Here is a 3,626-nt window from a genome sequence, read left to right as displayed (position 1 = left end):
GCTTCGACTTCGGGAGCCGTGACGGCCCGTCAGTTCCCGGTCAGGTCACCACGGGCTTGCCGGTCGGCTCGGGGAAGACCGCGTTCTCCTCGGCGTGCGCGTAATAGGTGCCCGCGCGGTCGAGGCGGACGATGAACCGACCGGCCAGCTCGATCGCGTCGGCGCACTCCTTGAGGACCTGGGTCATCGCGGGGTTCATCGCCTGGGCGTATGCCACGCCCGCCTTGCGCACCTCTTCGTCCGGCTGGATCTCGGGGTGGTCGGAATGGTCGGCGTAGTGCGTGCCCACGCCGTACTCGCGCTGCTTGGCCGCCCCTCCGCCCGGCTCGAACTTCGGGTTGGTGTCCGTGTAGGTCGCTTCCTGTCCGAACGTGGAGTGGTCGACGAATATCGCCTGGGCGACCGTCTGCTCCAGTTGGTTGTAGCCGTCGACGGCTACCCGTGAGGCGTCCAGCATCGTCTGCATGGCCGCGTGGATGCTGCCGATGTCGACGTGGAACGCCGGGTGGGCGGGGACCGGCGGGCTCTCCTTGTCGCCGCCCGCGCCCGCGCCCTCGACATGGCCGGTGATGGCGGGGGCGTCGCCCCAGATCATCGCGAGGTTGGGGACGCTGTTGATGTCCGGCGGCGGCTTCGATCCCTCGTCCTTGTCGCCGTTGTCGTGCGGGGCGTCCTCGTCGTAGTTCCTCGGCGGGCCGTGCCGCGAGTCCCTGGGGTGTTCGGTTGCGTCTGCCACGGCTGCCTTCCGCGCGATTACGTCAGGTATGGTTCGGTCGATCCCATCCCATCGAATCCGGGCGTCACGGGCCAGGTCCCCGTTCTGAGACGCCGCCGGGGACGGAATGGGGGAGTGCCGCGGGTGATCTTCGCGGCCTAGGATCGCGGGGTGGCCCCCAAAACCCTCACTCCCGCCGAGTTCAAAGTCGACCTGGAGCAGCTCGAAGACGCCATCCAGGTCGTCCAGGGCCGTACGGCCAGCATCGAGAACGCGGTCATGTTGGTGAACATGACGTTCAACATCGCCGAGACCCACTGGCACAGCCCGGCCGCCGCTACGTTCTCCGCGCTCCAGCGGGAATTCACGCAGAACGCGCAGCAACTCGTCGACCTGCTCCACGAGATGAAGCGGCGGATGGACTCCGCGTACACCCAGTACCAGGAGACCGAGCACACCAACACCCACAACTTCGAGAAGAAGCACTAGCCGGACGCGGCACGAGGGCGTGTCCGCACCGCCCCGGGCCGGCACGGGCCGGCTCCTCGCACGACACCAGGAGCGACGATGAGCACCCCGCAGTTCATGGGCACCTACGGGGCCGGTCAGCCACCGGTCGGCAACGCCACGATCGACGTCGACGGCGAACTGCTCAGGAAGCTCGGCGAGGAGGTCGGCGGGTCCAAGGCCAGCCCCGAAGGGTACGTCGCCATGCTCTCGTCCGACGTCTCCATGATCTTCACGACGCTGGAACAGCTCAAGCTGGGGTGGGCCGGGAAGACCCAGCAGGAGGCCGAGGAGTTCTTCAACCGGCTCAACGCCTGCATCTCCCACATGTTCGGCAACTCCAAGAACGAGGACAGCGTCCGCAACAGCGTGCTCGCCCGGGTCGCCTCCGCGCTACAGCTCGCGGGGACGAACTACCTGGCCGCGGAGGACGCGGTCGTCAAGGAGTTCAACGACTTCGCCGCACAGATGAACGGCGAAGGCGGCGGCGGGCAGAGCAGCATCACCGACCCCAAGGAGACCGCCATCAGCGAGACCTACGGCTGACCCGCCGCTCACACCACGCCGCTCCCCCGCGCCGCCCCTCCCGCTCAGGCCCAGCACAAAGGTGACCCGCCGCCATGTCCAATTACTACGCCGACGATTCGGTCACCGACAGCATCTACCGGCTCGGGAACGCCTGGATCGACTTCAGCGACATGCTGTGGGAGCGGATGTCGGTCATGGACGCGGCTGTCCACGGCATGCAGTGGACGGGTGAGGGGAACACCGCCGTCCAGACCACCTGGAACCAGGTGCACGACGCGCACCTGCAGAAGGCCGTCGACGACGCGCGCAACATCGGCAACCACATCAACGCGTTCGGCGACTACGTCAAGAACATCCAGGCGCAGGAGAAGCACGCGGCCGACATGGAGTCGATCAAGGCTCTGATCGAAACCGTGCTGCCCATGCTGGCCATCTTCGCGCTCCCGATCATGCTGCCGTTCGACGCGATCCTCGGGGCTCTCACCGGGGTCCTGGAGGCCCTGGCGGGCGTCCTCACGGAGGGCGCCATCACCGCGGTGGCCTTCGCCGGCGCCGTGGCCGTGGACGTCGCGGTGAACGCCGCCGCCTCGCTCGGCCTCGACATGGCCGCCGCGGCCCTCGCCTCCGCGGTCACCAACACCCCGATGCCCGACTTCGGCAGCTCCGAGTGGTGGAAGGGCGAGGCGATCTCCATCGGCATGGGCGGCGGCGGGGCCCTCCTCGGGCCGATGGCCAAGGGGCTCGGCAAGGGGCGCGACTGGCTCAAGGACATGACGCACGGCCCGGCCGCGTCCTCCCCCCACATCAACCCCGACATCACGCACCCGGGGCTGTCGGGCGACGCGCCGCACTCGGGCACCGCGTCGTCGATCGGCAACGACTTCACGCCGCCGGTGGTCAACAGCGGCGGCATCAGCGGACCGGGGTCGGTGGGGGCGGGCGCGGGCAAGTTCGGCGGGACCGTGAAGAACCCGGAGGGCATAGCGGCGAACCCGCACACCTCGGCCCCCGGCGGCGCCGCCGTCGACGGCTCGGGGATACGCCCGAACAACGTGATGTCCAAGCCGGGCGGCGGTACGGGGACCGGCGCGGGCGGCAAGGTACAGGGTCCTGCCCACGTCCAGCCGACGCCGGCCAAGGGGACGAAGTTCGACGGCCCCGACGGCCGGACCGTGACGGCCGGTCCCGACGGGGCGACCCCCGTGACCAGCGGCCCCCACGGCCCGGCGGGAACCGCGAAACCCCCGGTGACGGAGGGCCCCGGCAGCCCGAAGACGAGCGTCGCGCACCCCGAGAACACGGCGCCCGGCACCCGCTCCCCCTCCCCGGTCGAGGAGACCGGCCCCGGCGCCGGCCACCCGCCCACTGGAGGCCGTCCGCCGGCCGGCCGGGCCGGGCAGACCCACGCGCCCGAGACCGGCGCCCCGCACAACTCCCCCGCGCAGCCGCAGCGCAACAGCGGGCCCACGCACGAGGGCGCCGAGCCGCACTCCACCCACCAGACCGCCGGGCCGGGGACCGAGCCGGGCGCGTCGGGCAACGCGGGCAAGCACGCCGGGCAGGAGGGCGCCCACACCGGTCAGAGCACGAAGACCCCGCAGGCCGCGCTGGGCAAGGAGCCGCCCGGCCCGCGGACCCCCGAGCACGGCAAGGGCGCGGAGGACCGGAACGCGACGGATCACGACGGGCGGAGCCACGAGGACCGGGCACGGGACGAGGACGGCACGGCGAACTCCGGTCACGGCAGCGCGAAAGAGACTGCGACGGAGACCGCGACGCCCGACGCCGCCCGGCATGGTTCCGGGACGCAGACGGCCGCCGGCCCGCTGGGCAAGCCGCAGGACGCGGCGAAGCTCGCGGAGGAGGGCGGGGGCGT

General features: G+C 71.0%; 3 protein-coding genes and 1 pseudogene. 3 read left to right on the top strand and 1 reads right to left on the bottom strand.

Annotation, left to right across the window (positions count from 1 at the left end):
• Window positions 1-40: 40 nt before the first annotated feature.
• Window positions 41-736, bottom strand: coding sequence for a hypothetical protein (locus ACFU99_RS37390; RefSeq protein ID WP_384401248.1), 696 nt, complete (start codon window positions 734-736; stop codon window positions 41-43).
• 150 nt (window positions 737-886) lie between these two features.
• Here ACFU99_RS37390 and ACFU99_RS37385 point away from each other — a divergent pair, with 150 nt between their 5' ends.
• The 3 genes and pseudogenes from ACFU99_RS37385 to ACFU99_RS37375 form a co-directional block, all read left to right on the top strand.
• Window positions 887-1,204 carry a WXG100 family type VII secretion target gene (locus ACFU99_RS37385; RefSeq protein WP_384401245.1) on the top strand — a complete coding sequence of 106 codons (318 nt, stop codon included), beginning with the start codon at window positions 887-889 and terminating at the stop codon, window positions 1,202-1,204.
• Window positions 1,205-1,282: 78 nt separating this feature from the next.
• On the top strand, window positions 1,283-1,768 hold the full coding sequence (locus tag ACFU99_RS37380) for a hypothetical protein (protein WP_384401242.1): 486 nt from the start codon (window positions 1,283-1,285) through the stop codon (window positions 1,766-1,768).
• A 74-nt stretch (window positions 1,769-1,842) separates the two neighbouring features.
• Window positions 1,843-3,626 (top strand): annotated as a pseudogene (locus ACFU99_RS37375) (hypothetical protein); the annotation flags it as partial.

Origin of the sequence: Streptomyces sp. NPDC057654 (genome assembly GCF_042800135.1) — a bacterium.
Lineage (GTDB): Bacteria > Actinomycetota > Actinomycetes > Streptomycetales > Streptomycetaceae > Streptomyces.
This window is presented reverse-complemented; position numbering and strand designations above follow the sequence as displayed.

Excerpts from the sequence above, each read along its gene's own strand:
- ACFU99_RS37380 (WP_384401242.1), top strand. The coding sequence starts at position 1,283 with ATGAGCACCCCGCAGTTCATGGGCACCTACGGGGCCGGTCAGCCACCG.